We start from the raw sequence: 20,273 nt of genomic DNA, 5'->3' as shown, positions 1-20,273 counted from the left end.
ATTGCAGGCTTTATTATTTAAGTGTATTTAAAAGCTTATACGTCAGTATTAACTAAAATTTGCTCTTCAAACCACTCATTTAATAACCGTTTCTCATAATAAAAAGACGTATCTCGACCTTTCTTTATGCGATCCATAAAGTTCATATCTTTTAATACGAGCTTCTCTGCACTGCTGATCGTTGCACCATATTTATCTTCAACACTGTAACTGATGGTCAACTTTGGAAAATATATTGGCTTTATCACACGTATATCTTGCATATTCATTCTTGAGTCGCCTGCAAGATCGATATCGTCAAAAGTCACATTCAGCTTGTAACCTTCAGGGAGCTGCTCCGCCAGTTTGCTCATATGTTTTTCAAACTGCTTAGCTACACGTTTGTGATATGACCCTTTTACTTCATTTGCAGGGTGCACATCGCGGTAATCGTTAAAGTCTTTCCAAGTAACTTTCGCCTCACCAGCGATACTTAAAAATGGCATACTCAAAGCGAGTAAAGTAAAACATAGCTTTTTCATGATGATCTCCTAAAGACTTTCATAACCACACCAAATCATCTAAACAGATAAGGTTTAGTAGTTTGGACATATAATGGTCAAAAAAGTGCGTAATGGGAACCTTTTTAGGGTCAGAATTACACACTTTTACACTTAGACACGCTCGATGCTAGTTTGTTACTTTTTCATACGGAAAAGTAACGCATACAAGACAGGCACGACTCCTAAGGTCAAAAGGGTCGAAAACAACAGCCCACCCATAATAGTCAACGCCATAGGCTCCCACATTTCGCCGCCGCCTAAGTACAATGGAATTAAGCCCAATACTGTTGTTGCTGTCGTCAGTAAAATTGGTCGCATACGTTGCTGTGCTGCATAAATAATGGCTTGTATAGGATGACTGCTGTCTTCATCTAACTCCATCTTAATGCGCTCAAGCAATACAATCGCGTTGTTGATCACAATACCCGCCAGCGAAATTACACCCAGTAGTGTCATAAAACCAAAAAATGACTGGCCGAGTAATAATGCAGCCACTACACCGACAAAACCAAGTGGGATAGTTGTAAGCACAATGACCGACTTACGAATCGAGTTAAATTGGCCAATTAATAGAATCACAATAATGAAGACGGCTATCGGCATCTTATCAGCAATTGATTGATTGGCCTTGCCTGATGACTCTGCTTCACCACCGAGCTCATAGTCATAGCCATAAGGCCAATTTGCTTTTTGTTCCTCAAGCCAAGGGAGCAACTGGGCAAATCCTTCATTAGCGGTGATACCTTCGATTTGCGCCCCAACTTTAACGGCTTTTAGGCGATCACGACGTAAAATCTGTGCGCTTTCCCAAACAACTTCGATGTCAGCAACTTGCTTCAGAGGCACTGAACGACCTGTTGCTTGCGAATACACTACCATAGCCTCTAACTTGCCAATATCTTGTCTATCACCTGCAATCGAACGCAAGGTAATCGGAATAAGCTCATCGCCCTCTCGGTATTTGGTAAGCTCCATGCCACTCAAGCCCGTTTGCAATGAATTTGCAATATCTCGGCTAGACAAGCCCGCTCTACGCGCTCGTGCTTGGTCGATTTTGATTTGCAGCTTTTTAATTGGTAAACCCCAATCGTCGCTGATTGACTTTAAGCCCGCTGTTTCGCGCATTTTCGCTTTTAGCTCATCAACAATCCCCATCAGTACATTGATGTCATCACCAAGTAACCTCACTTCAACCGGGTTTGCTATCGGTGCACCATTTTCGATTTTACGCAGTTTTAAGAGCAGATCTGGGTGACGCGCCAACGCATAGCCTTCAATTTGCTTCATCACTTTATCGATATGTTTGTACGACGTCGTGGTAATGATCATTAAGGCATAGTTCGAGCTGGTTGGCTCAGGACTGTGTGTTAACAAAAACCTAGGCCCACCATTACCGATATAGCTCACCCAATCAGTAACGCCTTGATCTGTTTGTTCGTTGACTTTTAAGTTGTTAGCAATAAACGATTCCACATCACGCACCACCGACTCTGTCGTAGTAATGCGCGTACCAATAGGAAGCTCTAATTCAACTTTGAAATAATCACGGTCTGACGGAGGGAAGAACAATTTAGGCACATACTGCATACCTTGGATAGCAATAAACAACATACCCACACAACCTAGAACCGTGAACCAACGGTACTTAATCAGTCCTGCTAAAATGTTTTTATAGAACAGATAAAAGCCTGTGTCGTAATTGGCTGACTCTTTTTTCACTTTAGTAAAGTACACACATAGCATGGGGATCATGGTCATCGCCAATAACCAAGAACATAACAAGGTAATGGTCACCACTTTAAATAGCGACGCGGTATATTCCCCCGTCGTCGATTCTGCTAAAAAGATAGGTAAAAACGCCGCGCCCGTTGTGAGAGACGACACCAGCAATGGAATTTTCAGCTCTTGTGCCGAATCAACGGCTGCATCTATGGCCGCTTTCCCTCGTTCCATCTGAACCATGATGTTTTCAGACATCACAATACCGTTGTCTACCAGCATGCCTAATGCGATGATCAATGCTGCCAAAGAGATTTGGTCTATGCTGATATTGAAAAACGACATCACCAAAATGCCTAACACCATACTCATTGGAATAAGACTCGCGACAATCAAACCTGTTCTTAGGCCAAGACTAAACAACATAACCACAGTCACGACTAAAACCGCTTGCAATAAGTTAGACACAAAGTCCGAGACTTTCTTTTCAACTTCTTTAGGCAAAAATGACAGCAGCTTGAACTCAACTCCAATCGGATAAACCGACTCAAGGTGATGTAAAGCGTTAATCACTTGCTCACCGAGTAGCAGGTTGTTACCGCCTTGACGCATAGAAATGGCGATGGTCATGCCGCTTTGCTGGGCAACTCTTACCTTGCTCTTCGCTGGGTCGACGTAATCACGATAGACACGGGCAATATCACTGAGCAAGATCACTTGCTGGCTACCCGATACATTGATGATGGTATTGGCAATATCTTCAACTGACTCAAAGTTACCACTTGGTTCTAACGCCAAAGTTTCATCTTCAATATAAATTGAGCCACCTGGGTTGACTATATTACGAGCCGCAAGTTGATCTTTTAATTGATTTGGGGTGATGCCCAATGCTGCCATTTTGGCATTTTCAAATTCAATAAAGACACGCTGTTCTTGCACCCCAAAAATGTCGACTTTAGCAGCCTCTGGTAAGCGTAGCAGTTGATCTCGCACTTGCTCAGCCACTTCTTCCATTTCGCGATAGGTATAGCCTTCGGCAGTTAAGCCAATAACTACGCCAAACACATCTCCAAACTCATCATTCACGATAGGCGTTTGCGCGTCACTTGGTAGATCTTTTTCTATGGATTGAATTTTACGACGCAAGTTATCCCAAATCGGCCGCATTTCTTTGTAGCTTTCTTTAATATTGACGCTGACAATTGATACCCCCGTTTTTGAGGTGCTACTGACAAAATCAAGCTCAGGAATTTGTTGCACGACTTTCTCGATTTTATCTGTCACTAGCTCTTCAACACGCTGTGGGCTAGCACCAGGAAAGTAAGTCACCACTTGTGCAGTACGGATAATAAAACCCGGATCATAGTCTTTCGGCATTTTTTCAAAGGCGAGTATACCCGACAATAAGAGCACCAAGATCAACACCCATGTGGTGCGATTATTTTCTAGAGCGAGGCGAGTAATATTCATTACTTACCTCCTGAAAACTTCACTATTTGCCCGTCGGTTACCTTGCTCATACCCGCAGTCACGATGAAAGTGCCTTGCTCAACACCCGATATAACAGGAAAACCTAACGATGAGATTTCGCCAATGACGACTGGCGTTTTAGTTATTTTGCCTTTATTAGCCCCTTGAGACTCGACCGTCCACACATAATTACCCTGATTATCTTTTAGTACGGTCGCTAAAGGTAAATATAGATTTGCAGCTGTGCGACTTGGCGTCCCCGCCATCACTTTTGCCGTCATACCAGGTAAAATATTGTAGCCCTCAGGCGGCAACATACTGAAAGTCACTTCATATGTTTTTGTCGCTTCATCAGCCTGTGTGCTTACTTCGACAAACTCCAGCGGAAAACGCTCTTCTTTTATCGCTGCAAATTCAGCAAAGACTTGTTTTGGTGCATCTTTACTCACGCGGATCATGATGCTTTCAGGCACATTCACTTTTAAGTTAATATGTTCGATATCTTGTAATGTCGCTATGGCCTGTTTGGCTTGTATCTCTTCAAATTGTTCTACATGAGTTCGCGATACAACACCGGTAAATGAGGCTTTTAAAGTGGTATATGCAAGATTGTTTTTCGCATTTGCTAATTTGGTTTTAGCGCTCGTAAATTGCGACTTTAATTTATCGTAATCTGACTGACTAATGGTACCCGAGACAATCAATTGTTCAGCTCTAGCAAAATCAGCTTTAGCCTTATCAAAATTTGCCTGAGCTTCGTCTACTGCCAGTTTATAATCTGTATCATCTATATGCGCTATAAGATCACCCGCTTGTACCGGTTGACCTTGCTTTACATATAAATCGGTAATAGAGCCTGACACTTTAAACGACAAGTCTGCGGTACTCGCTGCATCCACAACAGCCGGAAACTCCTGTAATGGTCCTTCAGTTTGCTCAACAAGTTGCAATGTTCTGACTGGCCTTAGTTGTTCTTGATTGGCCATATCACTTTGCGGCTCAGAACAGCCAGCGAGTATGATCGTCAAAGTTGCGACCATCATAAGCATTTGTCTTGTTTTCATTGTCTTATCACCATGATGTAGTTGTTATTCCAAAGGGCGGGATGTAACACTCTATAATTACATGCCATTAATTCTAGTCGACTTTTCAACTTTTATGAGAATAACAGGCTGTATTCTAAAAATTTTATTATCGATTTAGATGCCATATTTTACGTTTTCAGGCATAAAAAAACCGAAGCCTTTGAGCTTCGGTTTGCAAGAAAGTTTTAAAATAAATAATGTGGTGCAATAAATTATTTTATCGCTTTACTTAGTATCGTCAGTTGCCTGCTTACTTAATGTGATATCAGACCAAACTAGACGATGATCTGAACTTTGCAGGCCCGGCCCGACTAGATGATAGTTCGTATCGCTTTTACTCGGCCAAAACACCGCAGTTTGCTCAACCTGAATGCCAAATGTTGATGGGATCACATAATCAGCACGCATCTTCCAATCGGCAGTATGGGTTGCAGCAAACTGATTATTTGGCGCATTCTCAACGCCGCCCACACTAATAGGCGTAAGGTTGCCATTGATATATTCACTGGCAAATAATTTAGCCATTGGGTTACCCGTGCCATTACCTTCATCAGGAGACGCATTTAAATCGCCCATGATCACAAAGCGCTTATTCTTACCTAACCCGCCCTTTTGACCGTGATCGTCATAAATGTAGTCTGATGCATTTGGATCCACATAATCCCACCAAAAGCGAATTTCATCATGATTACGTAAGCCATTGCGGTCTTCTTTACCGTCAAACACGGGCGGTGTTGGGTGACTGGCAAGCACATGAATGACTTCATTACCCACTTTTACTGGCACATCCCAATGGCTTTTCGACGACAACCTAAATATTTCAAGCTCTTCCTCGTTATACCAGGCTTCGCCTGTCTCAGGGTTTACTGGCAACGTGACATTAGGCATGTCTTTCCATAAAAACTTTTGAAAGGTGCGCACTTCATCAGTGATGATTGGATACTGCGATAACAACACCATGGCATATTGCCCAGGAAAGACCCCAAAGCCATAAGCGTCGCCACCGCCGACACCCGCTTTGCCATCATTGTTTAGATCAAATTCAGTGACAATACCTGTGTTAGATTCTGCAAGGTAAAAATAAGGATAATCAATGCCTTTTACGCCATTTTGACTGACGTTTAAGTAATTTTTAATTAGCGCTTTTACTGCACTGCCATCGGCTACATAATCGAACTCCGCCAGTAATAACACCTCTGGGCGAACGCGTTGGATGATCTCTGCCACTTTTTTAATTTGTGTATCGTCACCGCTTTGTACATCGGCCAGAATATCGCCGGCATTTTTGCGATTTAAGTATGCATTAAAAACAGCAACTCGAAGCTCACCTTGCTTGGCAGGCACACCCAGATCACTGGTTTGTGTTTGGCTTTGTGTTTCTTGAGATGACAAGTTTGCTGACTCTGCAGTGTCTAAATTATTCAGAGAACACCCCGCCACACTTAAACTCGCCAACAGGCAAAACGCCAATGCACTTTTATTCATGAGAATATCCTTTACGTGCTGAGCCTGGTTCTCAGCAGCTGTTAGAATTTAAAATCGCCTTAGAGTAAATACTTAATTTCAATAACTCAACGCATTACGACGAGTCACTAAGCATAGCCCTTAACGCAAAAAACCTCGCAAATGCGAGGCTTTTTTAAAAGCGTTTAGTGCTTGGGGGATGATTACATCATGCCGCCCATGCCACCCATTCCGCCCATGCCACCCATGTCTGGTGCAGCTGGAGCTTCTTGCGGGATTTCAGAAACCATTGCTTCTGTTGTGATCATAAGACCCGCAACTGATGCAGCGTACTGAAGTGCTGAACGCGTTACTTTAGTTGGATCTAGAATACCCATTTCAAGCATGTCGCTGTAAGTACCGTTCGCCGCGTTGAAGCCATAGTTACCTTCGCCCGCTTTAACGTTGTTTACAACAACTGATGCTTCGTCACCTGCGTTTGAAACGATTTGACGAAGTGGTGCTTCCATTGCACGTAGTGCAACTTTAATACCGTGGTTTTGGTCTTCGTTATCACCTGTAAGCTCTGCAATCTTGCTTGCTACGCGAACTAATGCAACACCACCACCTGGTACAACACCTTCTTCAACCGCTGCGCGAGTTGCGTGTAGTGCATCTTCAACACGGTCTTTCTTCTCTTTCATTTCAACTTCAGTTGCAGCACCTACTTTGATTACTGCTACGCCGCCAGCTAGTTTAGCCATGCGCTCTTGTAGCTTTTCTTTGTCGTAATCAGACGTTGCTTCTGCGATTTGTGCTTTGATCTGCTCAACACGACCGTCGATTGCAGCTTGCTCACCAACACCGTCGATGATTGTTGTGTCATCTTTAGTGATAACAACGCGCTTAGCTGTACCTAGATCTTCAATCGTTGCTTTTTCAAGCTCTAGACCAATCTCTTCAGAGATAACTGTACCGCCAGTTAGAATCGCGATGTCTTGTAGCATTGCTTTACGACGGTCGCCAAAACCAGGTGCTTTAACCGCTGCAACTTTCACGATGCCACGCATGTTGTTAACTACTAGCGTTGCTAGTGCTTCACCTTCAAGGTCTTCAGCAATAATAAGTAGTGGCTTGCTTGTTTTAGCAACCGCTTCTAGCGTAGGCAGTAGCTCACGGATGTTAGATACTTTTTTGTCTACCAGAAGAATGTGTGGGTTATCTAGCTCAACTTGGCCTTTTTCAGCGTTGTTGATGAAGTACGGAGATAGGTAACCGCGGTCAAACTGCATACCTTCTACTACGTCTAGTTCGTTCTCTAGAGACTGACCTTCTTCAACTGTGATAACACCAGACTCACGGCCTACTTTTTCCATTGCTTCTGCAATGATGTCGCCGATTTCTTTGTCTGAGTTAGCAGAAATAGTACCTACCTGCGCGATTGCAGTTGCGTCAGCACAAGGAACTGAAAGCGCTTTTAGTTCTTCAACTGCAGCAACAACTGCTTTGTCGATACCACGCTTAAGATCCATTGGGTTCATACCCGCAGCAACCGCTTTAAGGCCTTCATTCACGATAGCTTGTGCTAGTACCGTTGCAGTAGTTGTACCGTCACCTGCAGCGTCATTTGCTTTAGACGCTACTTCTTTAACCATCTGTGCGCCCATGTTTTCGAACTTGTCTTCTAGTTCGATTTCTTTCGCTACAGATACACCGTCTTTAGTGATAGTTGGTGCGCCAAATGACTTGTCTAAAACAACGTTACGACCCTTAGGACCTAATGTTACTTTAACTGCATTTGCTAGTACGTTTACGCCCGCTAACATTTTTGTGCGTGCGTCACCTGCGAATAATACTTCTTTAGCTGCCATGTTTTATATTCCTCTAAATTCTGTATGTAAAAACCGTAAGTTCGACTTATTCAACAATACCTAAGATATTGTCTTCGCGCATGATCAGGTACTCTTGACCTTCGATCTTCTCTGTTTTCTCAATGTATGAGCCAAACAGTACAGTGTCGCCTGCTTTTACTTGAAGTGCTCTTACTTCACCATTGTCCAACACGCGACCGTTACCAACAGCAACGATTTCACCACGTGTTGATTTTTCTGCTGCAGAACCAGTTAGTACGATACCGCCAGCAGACTTTGTTTCTTCTTCTAGACGCTTAACAATAACGCGATCATGTAAAGGACGAATGTTCATGTGTGTCGTTCTCCTAACAATTTGAACAATGACAGAATGTTAATTTTCTACCAATTAGCCCAATTGCCTTGGGCTAAAACTTTAAATCTTTGTTGCAACTCTTTATGGGGATGTATTTTTCAAAACCCAAGAGAAAAAATTAAAAATTTTTAATCTTTACGCTTATATTCACCTTCAAAGGTGTTCGAGCCGTCAACGTTACGCTCTGGTTGACGAGGTTGAGCGTCTTCAAACGGACGATTTGCTTGCTGCTCAAAAGGGTTGTTTTGCTGCGTGCTTTGTTGGCTGCTTTGACCAAAGCCTGCGCCAAAACCACCACCAAAGCCAGTTTGTACTTTTACTGATGCTTGTGCCAATAACGCTTTAGATAATGAGCGGCGCACAGCTGGAGTTAATAAAAGAAAGCCAAGTACGTCTGTCATGATACCCGGTGTCATTAATAAAACACCTGCGATGATCACACACAGACCAGTAAAAATATGCTCGCCCGGCAACTGGCCCTGCGCCATTTGTTGTTGCACATTGGTATACGCGCCTAAACCTTGTTGTTTAACACACTTAGCGCCAATGATGGCGGTAATAATGACTAATGCGATGGTCGCAAACCCACCAATCACATCACTCACTTGAATAAGTAGCGCAATCTCAATAATGGGAACCACAATAAAAAGCAAAAATAAAATACGGAACATAGGGTCTCCTAAAGTCAATGAAAGAGAAATATGGCTAGTTCGGTCTATTTTCAAGTAATCTGGCGCAAAATACACCTTTATAAAGCAACTATATTGTAAGTTTGCGTAAACGAGCGTTTGGGCTAGCCCATTCATTGCGCTAGTATGATACGTGGTTTTGGTGAACAGGTTTTAGAGAAAAACACCTTATGACAAGCGATTATAAAATTGTGCTCACCACATGTGAGACTAAAAATGACGCGCGCAAACTTGCTGCGATACTCGTTGAGAAAAAATTGGCTGCCTGTGTAAACATTTTGCCCGAAGTGGAGTCTGTCTATGTATGGCAAGGAAAAGTTGAACAGCAAACAGAAAGTAAACTTTTCATTAAGACCAACGTACAACGCTTGGAAGAATTAATGGCATGTATTAAATGCCACCACAGCTATGATGTGCCTGAGATCCAAGTTCTTGATGTATCGACTGGCAACCCTGACTATTTTAATTGGATAAATGAGGTACTGAGTTAATGCGCATAGTGGCATTTTTGCTTTGCTTGCTGTTTATGCTTCCCGCACAGGCAGCGAACAACACGGTGTTAAATAGCCTTTTAGCCCCAAAACAACAAACCTTCTTACCGGTAAACGAAGCTTTTCAGTTCGATTTCGATCAACAAGGCACCGTCTTATTCACTGGCTGGGACATTGCACCTGGTTACTACATATATAAGCATAAGCTCGAGATCATTGCGAAGAATGCCAAAATCAAAGTGCCGGAACTCGACCCAGGTGTTGAAATAGAAGATGAGTTCTTTGGTAAAACCGAAGTGTATTTTGATGAGCTGGTTGTTGTTTCTAGACTGAGTGAAATTGGTGAAGATGCCGTCGTTAAAATTCGCTACCAAGGTTGTGCCGAAGCTGGACTCTGTTACCCACCTGAAGTGATCACTATTCCGCTTTCTATGCTGAACAAAGCATCAGATAAGCCAAGTAAAATCACTGAGACGACTGCATCAGCAGGTAATAATAGTAACGACTTCGTCAATAAGCTCGCTGAGCAAGATTTTTTAACTAATCTTGCTGTGTTTTTTGGGGTTGGCGTGCTGTTAGCATTTACACCTTGCGTGTTTCCTATGTTCCCTATCTTGTCGAGTTTGATTGCCGGTCAATCAAAATTATCGACGAAAAAAGCATTCGCACTGTCATTTGTGTATGTACAAGGCATGGCCGTCACTTACGCTGCGCTTGGTCTAGTTGTTGCTGCGGTTGGTGGGCAAATTCAAGGTTACTTACAAAGCCCTGCGGTACTGATTAGCTTCAGTTTACTGTTTGTATTACTAGCTTTTGCCATGTTTAGTTGGTATGAAATTAAACTGCCAGAGAAGTTTATGACGCGTTTAACTAACGTCAGCAACCAACAAAAAGGGGGGAACTATACGGGCGTATTCTTTATGGGTGTGCTGTCTGGCCTAATTGCTTCACCGTGTACCACGGCTCCGCTCTCTGCTGCCCTACTTTATGTTGCGCAAAGTGGCGACTACCTCGTGGGTGGTTTAACTCTCTATGTGCTAAGCCTTGGCATGGGTCTACCACTGTTACTATTGGGTACTTCTGGCGGTAAATTGCTGCCTAAAGCAGGCGCTTGGATGGAACAAGTGAAAATGCTGTTTGGCTTCGTAATGCTGGTAGTGCCTTTAGTTTTGTTAGAACGTATTCTTGAATGGAATACCATTCTTTTACTTGGCAGCGTATGGCTGGTTATTACTGCACTCTTTTTGCACCATTGGCAAAGCCAAGAGCAAGCCAGTAAGCTTAAAACAACACTTTGGGCTGCTGCCGTGTTATTCATGATAGGAGGTGTATTAACGGCAAAGCATGTATTAATGCCACCAGCCAAAGTAACAGCGGTTGCTACCGCATCTGATGGTAAGTTTAAACTGCTTCCTGATTTAGCTGCACTGCGTGAAGAAGTTGCCCAAGCTAACCAACAGGGCAAAATTGCCATGGTCGACTTATACGCTGATTGGTGTGTCGCCTGTAAAGAGTTTGAGAAATACACCTTCTCAGACGACAAAGTGAAGCAAGCGTTTGAAGATTTCTCTTTACTAAAACTTGATCTGACCGTGACCAATGAGGTGAGTAAAGAGATTTACCAAACCTTTGATGTGGTTGGTTTACCTGCCATCCTATTTTTTGATGCGCAAGGCAACGAGCTGAGCAATTTACGGATCACCGGCTTTCAAAGCGCAGAAGAATTTACCGCCCATCTAGAAAAAGTCCGCCAAACGGTACAATAAACACACAAACATTAGGCTGTGCGCAGATAAATTCAGCAAGCAGCCTACACTATTGACCTACCTCATCACCTTGCTGATTAGACCAGTATTTTGCTGCTATTTAACACGAACTCTCTATAATAGTCTGCGAACGTGAGAAAAAGTTGCTATTTTCAATCGAACAGCTTAGTTTAACGAACTGAATAGAGTGAATTTTTAGTTTGTTATAGCTTTTAAGGAATTTCGCGAATTATGTCTGCAAAATTTAAGATTTTAGTACTCAATGGCCCAAATTTGAATATGTTAGGCCGTAGAGAGCCTGAGAAATATGGCACACAGACTTTGCCTGACATTGTGAACAACCTTGAAAAGCAAGCTGAGCAACTGAATATCACGCTGACACATGTACAAAGTAATAGTGAAGCAGAACTAATAAATACAATTCATGGTGCATGGCAAGCTATCGATGCCATTGTCATTAACCCTGCCGCTTTTACGCATACCAGTATTGCGCTTCGCGATGCACTGTTAAGTGTCAGCATACCGTTTTTCGAAGTGCATTTATCTAACGTACATGCACGCGAACCTTTTCGTCATAAGTCTTATTTTTCTGACGTGGCCGAAGGGGTGATATGTGGATTAGGCGCACTAGGTTATGAAGCAGCATTAAATGCCGCACATCATCTACTGCACAACAAAAATAACGCAAATTAACTAACAGGCGGGCCATTATGGACATTCGCAAAATTAAAAAACTTATCGAATTAGTAGAAGAATCAGGCATTGCAGAGCTAGAGATCACTGAAGGTGAAGAGTCGGTACGTATTAACCGTCACAGCAGCGCTCCAGTTATCGCAGCACAACCACAGCATTATGCTGCAGCACCTGCACCTGTAGCAGCGCCTGCGGCGGCACCTGCGCCAGCAGCTGAAGCGGCTCCGGCAGCAGCGGCAGAGCCTGCTGGTCATAAAGTACTTTCTCCAATGGTTGGTACTTTCTACGCAGCAGCTTCTCCTGAAGCACCTAAGTACGTTGAAGTTGGTCAGTCTGTAAACGTTGGCGACACACTATGTATCGTTGAAGCGATGAAGATGATGAACCAAATCGAAGCTGACAAAGCAGGCGTAGTTAAAGCTATCCTAGTTGAAAACGGTGAGCCAGTAGAGTTCGACCAACCACTATTCATCATCGAATAATCACGCAATAGAAGGCAAATGCTATGTTAGACAAAGTAGTCATTGCGAACCGAGGTGAAATTGCACTTCGCGTATTGCGTGCCTGTAAAGAGCTAGGTATTAAAACGGTTGCTGTGCATTCAACAGCAGACCGTGACTTAAAGCACGTGCTACTTGCAGACGAAACGATTTGTATCGGTAAACCAGCTGCTGCTGAGAGTTACTTAGATATTCCTCGTATTATTGCTGCGGCTGAAGTAACTGACGCAGTTGCAATTCACCCGGGCTACGGTTTCTTATCTGAAAATGCTGATTTTGCAGATCAAGTTGAGCAAAGTGGCTTCGTATTTATCGGTCCTAAAGGCGACACAATTCGTCTAATGGGCGACAAAGTGTCAGCCATCGAAGCGATGCGTAAAGCGGGTGTACCTTGTGTACCAGGTTCAGACGGTCCACTGACTGAAGACAACGAGCGTAACGTTCAAATCGCTAAGCGTATTGGTTACCCAGTAATCATCAAAGCAGCTGGCGGCGGCGGTGGTCGTGGTATGCGTGTTGTTCGCTCTGAACAAGAGTTAATTGATTCAATCGCATTAACTCAACAAGAAGCAAAACAGTTCTTTGGTAATGGCATGGTTTACATGGAGAAATTCCTTGAAAACCCTCGTCACATCGAAGTTCAAGTGTTAGCTGATGGTCAAGGTAATGCAATTCACTTAGGTGAGCGTGACTGTTCAATGCAGCGTCGTCACCAGAAAGTCGTTGAAGAAGCACCAGCGCCAGGTATCACAGCTGAAATGCGTAAGTTCATCGGTGATCGTTGTACACGTGCATGTATCGAAATCGGTTATCGCGGTGCGGGTACGTTCGAATTCCTATACGAAAATGGCGAATTCTACTTCATCGAAATGAATACACGTATTCAGGTAGAGCACCCTGTAACTGAAATGGTTACTGGTGTTGACCTAATCAAAGAGCAGTTGAAAATCGCTGCGGGTCAACCTCTGTCAATTACACAAGATGACGTTGTGATTAAAGGCCACGCAATTGAGTGTCGTATTAACGCAGAAGATCCTGTGAGCTTTATTCCTTCACCGGGTAAAATCACACGCTTCCACCCTGCAGGCGGCTTAGGTATTCGTTGGGACAGCCACATTTATGCTGACTACACTGTACCACCACATTACGACTCAATGATCGGTAAGCTTATCACTTATGGTGAGAACCGTGATGTTGCAATCGCGCGTGCGCGTAATGCTTTAAATGAATTAGTGATCGATGGTATTAAAACCAACACACCATTACATAAAGACATCCTTGCGGATGAGCATTTCCAAAATGGTGGCACAAACATTCATTACCTAGAGAAAAAGCTAGGTCTTCAATAAGACACCGCTTTTACAAAAAAACCGATATCAATGATATCGGTTTTTTTATGTCTTTAATTCAAAGCTAACTGAAATTTAAGCTGTACCGCCAACTGTGATTTCGTCGATTTTCAAGCTTGGCTGGCCCACACCAACCGGAACACTTTGACCATCTTTACCACATACGCCAACACCGCGATCTAGCTCTAAATCGTTACCGACCATAGAGATCTTATGCATTACATCTGGTCCATTACCTATCAATGTTGCACCTTTAATCGGTTGCGTAATCTTGCCATCTTCAATTAAATACGCTTCAGAGGCTGAGAATACAAACTTACCCGAAGTAATATCAACCTGACCACCCCCAAAGTTTGAGGCAAACACGCCTTTTTTCACGGTACTGATGATCTCTTCTTGGCTGTGTTCACCCGGTAGCATATAGGTATTGGTCATACGTGGCATGGGTAAATGCGCGTAAGACTCGCGACGACCATTGCCGGTTGGAGCCACGCCCATCAGTCGCGCATTCATCTTATCTTGCATGTAGCCTTTCAGAATGCCATTCTCAATAAGCACGTTGTAACCTGCTGGCGTGCCTTCGTCATCAATGTTTAAAGAACCTCGACGATCTGACATAGTGCCATCATCGACTACGGTACATAAGCTAGAAGCCACTTGCTCGCCCACTTTTCCGCTGAATGCCGATGCGCCTTTACGGTTAAAGTCGCCTTCTAAACCATGACCTACCGCTTCATGCAACAGTACGCCCGGCCAACCAGCGCCTAATACAACCGGCATAGCACCTGCTGGTGCGTCAATGGCTTCTAGGTTTACCTTTGCCATACGAACTGCTTCTTTGGCGTATTCCATCCAGCGCGGTTTGCCATCGACTAGCTCTTTAAAATAGCCATAATCTAGACGAGCACCGCCACCCGCACCGCCACGTTCACGGCGACCATTTTTCTCAAGTAATACAGAGCAATTGAGGCGGATCAGCGGACGAATATCGGTTGCAAAAGTACCGTCACTGGCTGCCACTAACACTTCTTCATAAACAGCAGACATGGAGCTGACAACCTGCTGTGCATCAGGCGCAAGCTCACGAATGTAGTTTTCAATCTCTTTTAATAGTGCAACCTTATCGTTATCACTCATGCTGGTGATTGGTTGCAGTGGCGCAAATTGCTGCTTAGCTGAGACATCACTAAATACTTGTACAGTTTTGCTTTCACCCGCTTGCGCGATACTACGCGCCGCCATTGCCGCTTTATTTAATGCTTCAATGTTGATGGCATCTGAGTATGAAAAACCTGTTTTTTCTCCTGATACCGCACGCACACCGACACCACGCTCGATGTTATAACTGCCTTCTTTTACGAGGCCATCTTCTAACACCCAAGTCTCGTTATAACTTGATTGAAAGTATAAATCTGCGTAATCAACTTGATGTTGGTGAATATAGCTTAGAGTTTGCTCCAGTTGCTCTCTGGTAAGCTGGCTATCCGTTAATAAGTTCTGCTCAACATTATTCATAAAACGTGCTCTTAAATCGGTTATGTTGGTGCACAGGTAAACTGGCACGAACTTGTTGGAGTTCTGATAAATCTAGCTGACACTCTATGTTTGTCAGCTCAGTTTTGGCATTCACTAACACCTCACCCCAAGGTGAGATAGCAACACTGTGGCCGTAAGTCGCTCTGCCATTGTCATGCTGTCCTACTTGTGCTGCCGCCAATACATAGCACTGTGTTTCTATGGCTCGGGCTTGTAGTAAAGGCAACCAATGCGCTTCGCCAGTGACTGTGGTAAATGCGCTAGGGACTAAAATAATATCTGCACCCAGTGCCATCATCTGCTGATAAAGGCCTGCAAAACGCACATCATAACATACACTTAAACCAATTCTGCCAAAGGGCGAATCGACAACTACCACATCACTGCCCGCTTGGGTAAACTTGGACTCTCGATAGCCACCACTACCATCTTGTACTTGCGCATCAAATAAATGGATCTTGTTGTATTGCGCGACAACCTCACCCTGCTCATTAAAGAGTAGGCTGGCAGCATGGTATTTACCAGTATTTTCAGAGGGTAATGCTATAGTGCCTGCTGCAAGCCAAATACCAAATTGGCGACACAGTTGCGCTAACTTCTCAACCCAAAGGTGATTGCTTTTACTCTGCTCAAGCGTTGTTACGCCGTCTTTGTTAAAACATAACCAAGTTTCGGGTAAACAGACTAAAGTCGGTTGTTTTAAATTTGCTTGGGTAAGTTGCTGTTGCAGATAGTTGAAGTTTTGCTCTGCGCTCATGGTTGAGCACATCTGCACAATAAAGGCCTGAGGATGCATTAATTTCCTCCTTCGTTCGCTTTATCTGTGTTTTTGCTTTGTTCGTTTTGTTGCGTTTCTAATGAAGCTTGATTCGTTTCTAACTTCTCACTCTGAGTAAGGCCTGCATCCGAAGGCGGCTGAATGACAGTCCCACCTTCTGCAACTGGCTGCGAAGCAGGTTGCTCGCTCGGAGCTGGGGGCTCACTTTGCGCAGGTTTAGGGAGCTCGATCTCTCGACTCTTTCTATCAATCTCAGTTACCACTGGTTCTTGCATAGTGCCTGTAACTTTAAACTTAATTTCAGAGATAACCCTTGCCGAGTGCAATACTTGGTCGAGTGCCAAAGCGGCAATACCCGTTACTGGGTTCACCATCCACCCCACAATCACAGGCAAACTCGACGTCACTTGAGGCGCAACCGCTAAATCATAGTTAATTTCTTGGGTGTCTAAATTGGCAAAACCTTGAATGGTCAAATCAGCAGGAACCCCATCCATTTTCGTGTCTTTGGTGTACGCGATCCCCTCTGCGATTTGCATACTTCCTTCCATGCTGTTGTAAAAGAAACCTTTTGAAAAGACATCGCGAAAATCGAGTTTTAATTTACGTACTAGTGAATCTAAACTCAACAATGAGAACACTCGTGCGCCTTTGTCACTTACCTCTGATAAATGACCTTCACCTAACTCCCATTGAATGTCACCAGCTAAACTCGGCACATGAACTTTATAGGGCGCACCTTGCCAACTAAGCTGGTAGTGCATATTGGCTTTTGAATCTTTAATTGACGAGGTTAAGTCGAATTCAGAAAGCAGCTCACCAATATCACGACTATTCATGATCCCGCTGATCTCCGTCATGCCGTCTTGCCAACTTCCTTGACCTCGAAATACATGATCCTGCTTATCAACCACTAACTCTGAAATATTAAACTTTTCCCCATCACCGAACATAGAAAGTGATACCTTATCTAATTGATAAGTCTTCACTCTACAATCAGCACACAACATTTCAATGGCAGGCATGCGAGTTAGCCATTGTAACGACTCAGCACTATCAGGTTCAGAGGTGGCAGCATCAGATTCTGATTCTGGTACATTTAAACGTAAAAAATCACTCTCAATTTGAATTGGTCGGCTAGAGCCCCCCTCTGGTACCGCAACCGTAGCACGTAACTCTTTGGCATTGAGACGAATTTGAGTGCCTGCTGCCACGGGCTTTAAGCGCATCTCAAAATCATTAAACGGTAAACCTGAAATCGTTAGCGCATTTATTTGTGCTGAAATTTCATGGAGCTTGGGCAACATACTAGGCTTGTCTGAAGGCTTGGCACTGAGTTGAATTAATCGGTCAATAAAGTCGATCCAAGGTACTAACGCAACTTCAGGAAGCTCAATAGATACTTGAAAATCTTGTTGCGCTAAACCTCGGTCTTGTCTTGCTGCAATAATGTGAGTATTGCTAAAGCGACCGGTTTCATTCTCTAAAATGGCATTAAAGAATAACTTTTCTTGAATACTTGCCGTAATGAGATTTGAAATATCGTCACCACGAACTTGACCAGATAAGGGCCAACTGGTCTCTGCTTCTTTGCTATAAGGTAGCGGCAGAAGACTTTCTAAGCCAACCAAGTCAGATTTAAAGTCAGCGTTATAAGTAAATCCTTGTGGTGCAAAGTCTAATGTGACATGCGTCTTTAAGTCGGTTGCTCCATCCAAGTAACCGTACATGATCCCATGCCCATAAGGTAATAGCTTATCCGTACTCGCTTTAAGTAACGTATCTATTTCAACCTTGTAAGATTGTGCGTGTGATGCACCATGCACCGATAAAGTGATCGGCATATCTAACCAAGATGCAGTTGCCGCTTTTAAATCGATAATTTCGTCATTAAAATCTAATGTACCATTCACCTGGTTTAACTGCATGCCCGGTTGAGCTAAATATACTGAGTTATCATCCAATAGCACTCGGCCAGTGGCATTTACGGCGAGACTTTTTAGGTCGATATCGAGTAACACGTCTCCTGTCACAGAGCCTTGCGCTTGTACGACATCGAATACATTTGTTAAAGGATCTTTTAGAGGAGTTTCAGCAAAAAATGCGCCTAAGCTTTGCGCTGGTGTTGTTTGTTTTATATCGACAATTAGGTTATTTGCCTGCTCTAAGTTTGCCAGACTCACTTGTACGCCGCCATCGATAGATTGGTTAATTAGCTTGCCCTCATCAACATAAATATCCATGCGCTCGTTAACAAAATGCAAGGTCGCAGCCGCTTCTTTAACCGCGGGCCACTCGGGCGCAAATGCAAATTCTGCCTGAGTGAGTTCTGATAAAACTTCGAACCGACCTGTTTTATCTATATACGGAAAATCTGCTAGCTTACCTGACAATAATACTTGAGAGCCAAGGTGCTGACCCGCTTTGATGGCGTCATTTAAATAGTTGATGAGTGACTCAGCCATTAAAGTCTGTGGAAAATAATTTTTTGCGATTTTCCCATTGCCACCTTTCACTTCAACATATAGATCAAGTTCGGGGTGCTCTAGTAACCGCAACTGCATTTCTGCTGCAAGGGTAAGGTCTTCATTATCGAGCCAAATCGAATCACTGGTAACACGCCAGTGATCATTAAATTTATAAATATCAAAGCGCCCAACTAACTGCTCATAGGCTATCGGTTTAGCAAACATATCTGCTGTATGAAGCTGCCCTTGTTGTGCAGATAGCTCTATCACTGCCTGTTCTCCAATTGCGTTCATTTCTAATCGCATTGGCTCAGTGGCTGGGATACCTCGGGCATACTGCCACTTTAGTTTGTCAGAGTAGAGCCACACTTTAGGTGCAGCCTTAGCCTGAAATTCGAGCTTACCTTGCAGTGCGCCTTCAGGGGCTAACTCAGCAATTAAGTCTGTATTTGGTAAATTAGTTAATTGAATAAACTCTGAAATAAGTGGTAAATCTAGCCCCTTAAACCATACGGATTGGCGCTCTGCCAATTCAGCAACTATCGAAATATCTGTGTAAGCAAGATTATTACGGGTGAAGTTTATCTCTGAACTTTGTAATGACCACCCAGATTCACTTGGCAACATCAAGCCTTTTGCCTGCATTAAACTGAGTTGCTGTGCTTGATCATTTTGCTGCCAATGAATATGGCTCGGCTTCATATTCAACTGAATGTTTTTGACCTTACCATGTGCCAATGACAACCACATTTGACCGTTTATATCAGTGTGTAGGTCTTGTTTATTTTCATCTAGATAAGGCGATAGCCAATCTTGCAGATCTACTTGGGACGCTTGAAAGTAAACCTCTCCAGCTAATTCAGCCAATGTCTTACCCGTTAAAAGTAAATCAGCACTTAATTGCCCTTCGGTGAGTCCTGGGATCCCAACCACACCTGTGCCTCGGTGTGCCAACACATTGTTTTGCCAAATAACATCCTCAAGCAGCAAGGTATGCTCTTTGCCATTGCGCATCGTGAGGTTAAGGCTGCTATTTTTGATTGCAAAGTGCCCTGACTCACCCAGAAATAAGCTTTCTATTAAAGCCTGTTGTTCAAACTCGGTATCGCTTTGTTGAGTTGAGATATCTAGTGCATTTAAATCGACATCTGCGGCAAAACCTTCTAAAACAAAATAGTCAGATCTCAGCTGCAGAAAGCGTAACGACTCAATAACATTAATTTGCAGACTGGTGTTATCGATACGCAGTCGGATTGGTGAATTATTATTATCATCAAAGGTTACGTTTTCTAGAACAAGGGCTGGACCGACGCCTTCCCAACTTGCAGTGATAGAACCAATACGCAAGTCAACATCGAATTGCTCATTAATGAGCACTTCTAGGTCGTGTTTATAGTCATTCGCATAAGGCAGGCTATAACGAAAAACAGAGACCAAAACGGCAAGCAAAACCAGCGTGACAGCAATTAGCTGCCACACTTTTCGCAAACAAAAAAAACATACCGCTTTAACCTGCAT

At 43.5% G+C, this 20,273-nt stretch carries 15 protein-coding genes; 5 read left to right on the top strand and 10 right to left on the bottom strand.

What is annotated here, in order from left to right; translation table 11 throughout:
* Positions 1 to 35: 35 nt before the first annotated feature.
* From PP2015_RS01280 to PP2015_RS01250, 7 genes are all read right to left on the bottom strand, one after another.
* On the bottom strand, positions 36 to 521 hold the full coding sequence (locus PP2015_RS01280) for a DUF3016 domain-containing protein (protein WP_058028552.1): 486 nt from the start codon (positions 519 to 521) through the stop codon (positions 36 to 38).
* Positions 522 to 677: 156 nt separating this feature from the next.
* Positions 678 to 3,731, bottom strand: a complete 3,054-nt coding sequence (locus PP2015_RS01275; RefSeq protein WP_058028551.1) for an efflux RND transporter permease subunit — start codon at positions 3,729 to 3,731, stop codon at positions 678 to 680.
* Entirely contained in the window at positions 3,731 to 4,795 is a 1,065-nt protein-coding gene (locus PP2015_RS01270) for an efflux RND transporter periplasmic adaptor subunit (RefSeq protein WP_058028550.1), read from the bottom strand. Before PP2015_RS01270 ends, PP2015_RS01275 begins: the two co-directional genes overlap by 1 nt.
* Positions 4,796 to 5,041: 246 nt before the next feature.
* Positions 5,042 to 6,301, bottom strand: a complete 1,260-nt coding sequence (locus tag PP2015_RS01265) for an endonuclease/exonuclease/phosphatase family protein (RefSeq protein WP_083496482.1) — start codon at positions 6,299 to 6,301, stop codon at positions 5,042 to 5,044.
* 182 nt (positions 6,302 to 6,483) lie between these two features.
* Positions 6,484 to 8,130: a chaperonin GroEL gene (gene groL, locus PP2015_RS01260; protein WP_058028549.1), complete on the bottom strand. Its 1,647-nt coding sequence runs from the start codon at positions 8,128 to 8,130 to the stop codon at positions 6,484 to 6,486.
* A gap of 46 nt (positions 8,131 to 8,176) precedes the next feature.
* Positions 8,177 to 8,464 (bottom strand): co-chaperone GroES, encoded by a 288-nt coding sequence (locus PP2015_RS01255; protein WP_058028548.1) that lies wholly within the window; start codon positions 8,462 to 8,464, stop codon positions 8,177 to 8,179.
* A gap of 149 nt (positions 8,465 to 8,613) precedes the next feature.
* Positions 8,614 to 9,156: an FxsA family protein gene (locus PP2015_RS01250; protein ID WP_058028547.1), complete on the bottom strand. Its 543-nt coding sequence runs from the start codon at positions 9,154 to 9,156 to the stop codon at positions 8,614 to 8,616.
* Positions 9,157 to 9,344: 188 nt separating this feature from the next.
* Between PP2015_RS01250 and cutA the strand changes: the two genes are divergently transcribed.
* The 5 genes from cutA (at position 9,345) to accC (ending at position 13,973) form a co-directional block, all read left to right on the top strand.
* Entirely contained in the window at positions 9,345 to 9,665 is a 321-nt protein-coding gene (cutA, locus tag PP2015_RS01245; protein WP_058028546.1) for a divalent-cation tolerance protein CutA, read from the top strand.
* Positions 9,665 to 11,431 carry a protein-disulfide reductase DsbD gene (dsbD, locus tag PP2015_RS01240; protein WP_058028545.1) on the top strand — a complete coding sequence of 589 codons (1,767 nt, stop codon included), beginning with the start codon at positions 9,665 to 9,667 and terminating at the stop codon, positions 11,429 to 11,431. Before cutA ends, dsbD begins: the two co-directional genes overlap by 1 nt.
* Positions 11,432 to 11,662: 231 nt before the next feature.
* Entirely contained in the window at positions 11,663 to 12,124 is a 462-nt protein-coding gene (gene aroQ, locus PP2015_RS01235; protein WP_058028544.1) for a type II 3-dehydroquinate dehydratase, read from the top strand.
* A 17-nt stretch (positions 12,125 to 12,141) separates the two neighbouring features.
* Positions 12,142 to 12,606 carry an acetyl-CoA carboxylase biotin carboxyl carrier protein gene (gene accB / locus PP2015_RS01230; protein WP_058028543.1) on the top strand — a complete coding sequence of 155 codons (465 nt, stop codon included), beginning with the start codon at positions 12,142 to 12,144 and terminating at the stop codon, positions 12,604 to 12,606.
* A gap of 23 nt (positions 12,607 to 12,629) precedes the next feature.
* Complete coding sequence (gene accC / locus PP2015_RS01225) at positions 12,630 to 13,973, top strand: acetyl-CoA carboxylase biotin carboxylase subunit (protein WP_058028542.1); 1,344 nt, start codon at positions 12,630 to 12,632, stop codon at positions 13,971 to 13,973.
* 75 nt (positions 13,974 to 14,048) lie between these two features.
* Here the strand turns inward: accC and tldD are convergent, their stop codons facing one another.
* From tldD to PP2015_RS01210, 3 genes are read right to left on the bottom strand one after another with little or no spacing between them, the layout of a single operon-like run.
* The gene (tldD, locus tag PP2015_RS01220; protein WP_058028541.1) at positions 14,049 to 15,488 is read right to left on the bottom strand and encodes a metalloprotease TldD; all 1,440 of its coding nucleotides are present in this window, start codon (positions 15,486 to 15,488) and stop codon (positions 14,049 to 14,051) included.
* Positions 15,481 to 16,305 (bottom strand): carbon-nitrogen hydrolase family protein, encoded by an 825-nt coding sequence (locus tag PP2015_RS01215; RefSeq protein ID WP_058028540.1) that lies wholly within the window; start codon positions 16,303 to 16,305, stop codon positions 15,481 to 15,483. The genes tldD and PP2015_RS01215 overlap by 8 nt, the downstream gene beginning before the upstream one ends.
* Positions 16,305 to 20,273, bottom strand: coding sequence for a YhdP family protein (locus PP2015_RS01210; protein WP_058028539.1), 3,969 nt, complete (start codon positions 20,271 to 20,273; stop codon positions 16,305 to 16,307). The genes PP2015_RS01215 and PP2015_RS01210 overlap by 1 nt, the downstream gene beginning before the upstream one ends.

This window comes from Pseudoalteromonas phenolica, from assembly GCF_001444405.1.
Lineage (GTDB): Bacteria > Pseudomonadota > Gammaproteobacteria > Enterobacterales > Alteromonadaceae > Pseudoalteromonas > Pseudoalteromonas phenolica.
This window is presented reverse-complemented; position numbering and strand designations above follow the sequence as displayed.

Coding starts and splice junctions, on each gene's coding strand:
- cutA (WP_058028546.1), top strand. CDS start 9,345: ATGACAAGCGATTATAAAATTGTGCTCACCACATGTGAGACTAAAAAT.
- aroQ (WP_058028544.1), top strand. CDS start 11,663: ATGTCTGCAAAATTTAAGATTTTAGTACTCAATGGCCCAAATTTGAAT.
- PP2015_RS01270 (WP_058028550.1), bottom strand. CDS start 4,795: ATGAAAACAAGACAAATGCTTATGATGGTCGCAACTTTGACGATCATA.
- PP2015_RS01275 (WP_058028551.1), bottom strand. CDS start 3,731: ATGAATATTACTCGCCTCGCTCTAGAAAATAATCGCACCACATGGGTG.
- PP2015_RS01250 (WP_058028547.1), bottom strand. CDS start 9,156: ATGTTCCGTATTTTATTTTTGCTTTTTATTGTGGTTCCCATTATTGAG.
- accC (WP_058028542.1), top strand. CDS start 12,630: ATGTTAGACAAAGTAGTCATTGCGAACCGAGGTGAAATTGCACTTCGC.
- accB (WP_058028543.1), top strand. CDS start 12,142: ATGGACATTCGCAAAATTAAAAAACTTATCGAATTAGTAGAAGAATCA.
- PP2015_RS01255 (WP_058028548.1), bottom strand. CDS start 8,464: ATGAACATTCGTCCTTTACATGATCGCGTTATTGTTAAGCGTCTAGAA.
- PP2015_RS01265 (WP_083496482.1), bottom strand. CDS start 6,301: ATGAATAAAAGTGCATTGGCGTTTTGCCTGTTGGCGAGTTTAAGTGTG.
- PP2015_RS01210 (WP_058028539.1), bottom strand. CDS start 20,273: ATGCAGGTTAAAGCGGTATGTTTTTTTTGTTTGCGAAAAGTGTGGCAG.
- dsbD (WP_058028545.1), top strand. CDS start 9,665: ATGCGCATAGTGGCATTTTTGCTTTGCTTGCTGTTTATGCTTCCCGCA.
- PP2015_RS01280 (WP_058028552.1), bottom strand. CDS start 521: ATGAAAAAGCTATGTTTTACTTTACTCGCTTTGAGTATGCCATTTTTA.
- PP2015_RS01215 (WP_058028540.1), bottom strand. CDS start 16,305: ATGCATCCTCAGGCCTTTATTGTGCAGATGTGCTCAACCATGAGCGCA.
- groL (WP_058028549.1), bottom strand. CDS start 8,130: ATGGCAGCTAAAGAAGTATTATTCGCAGGTGACGCACGCACAAAAATG.
- tldD (WP_058028541.1), bottom strand. CDS start 15,488: ATGAATAATGTTGAGCAGAACTTATTAACGGATAGCCAGCTTACCAGA.